A 1,151-nucleotide genomic window follows, 5' to 3' on the forward strand; every position below is an offset into this window, starting at 1 on the left:
CCAAATCCGTAGCCCCTCACCTTCTTTAGCCGTCAGCGGGGTGCACACCGTAAGCGGGCGGGGACCCCGACCGCTCAACCCACGCCCGCACCGAACTACGCAGGCCGAGTGACCTTTTCGGCCCAATGCCAGCCCGCCAGGGCGCTGCGCGCCGGCGAGCGCGGACCGAAAACCCTGCTGCGTTCGGTGCGGACTCTTCGGGGTTGACCGCCCACCCTCACCCGCTTGCCCGCACCCCAGCGCCGACCGGCGCACTCCATCACCATCGGAAAACGCGAGAACAACTTCATGACCATCGAAATCATTCACAACGCCGCGGAAGGCACCCTCGTGCACGGTACCGCCCGCGGTGACGGCACCAACACCATCCTCTGGGACGCCGAGCAACGGGCCGTCGCCGCGCTGCCTCCGGGCGGGGAACCGATCAAAATCGGACATCACAGCGAACGCCGCCACCGCAACGCGATCGCCCGCGCCCACGATGCGACCCGGCGCGCCATCGACGCCACCGACGTGGCCGACCGCGCCAGTGCCCGCGCCCAAGCGGCCGCAACCACCACCGCACACCGCTACAACCCGGTGACCGTCAAGAACCGCATCGAGAAACTAGAAGCTGAGCAACGCGCCGATCAGCGCTCCCTCGATGGCCACCGCCGCGTCATCGCCCGCAGCGCCACCCATGAATACGTCGACGAGTTCGGGCCGGCCACCGGGCCCTGCCGCGACCGAGTGATCGCCCGCATGGCCCAACGCAGCGATGAAATCGCCTACTGGACAGCGATTTACGCCGACCTGCAGGCATCCGGGGTCGCCAGCACGCACAGCCGCGACACCATCTCGCGCGGAGATTTCGTCCAACGCCGCGGCCACTGGTACCTCGTCGTCCGGGTCAACCCCAAATCGGTGTCGGTCCGCATGCACGACGGCGCTTCCTGGACGAACACGATCGGCTACCACGAAATCACCGGTCACCGCCCAGCGTCCAGCCCCGCCACCACCGACGGATAACACACCACAACACCATCGGGGCCCGGCCGGCACCTGCACCACCGCGGGGTTGGCCGGGCCCCCCCTTTTTTCTTCGGGCCCACACGATGCCGGCGCGCCGGGCGCGCCCGGACTGGCCGCCTGGCGACGGCCACCAAATCCGT

The 1,151-nt window shown here is 68.8% G+C and carries 1 protein-coding gene; it reads left to right on the forward strand.

Going from position 1 to position 1,151, the window contains the following annotated elements; translation table 11 throughout:
* Positions 1 to 225: 225 nt before the first annotated feature.
* On the forward strand, positions 226 to 1,008 hold the full coding sequence (locus tag A5625_RS03565) for a DUF3560 domain-containing protein (RefSeq protein WP_232003393.1): 783 nt from the start codon (positions 226 to 228) through the stop codon (positions 1,006 to 1,008).
* Positions 1,009 to 1,151: the final 143 nt, after the last annotated feature.

Source organism: Mycobacterium sp. 1465703.0, from assembly GCF_001672975.1.
Lineage (GTDB): Bacteria > Actinomycetota > Actinomycetes > Mycobacteriales > Mycobacteriaceae > Mycobacterium.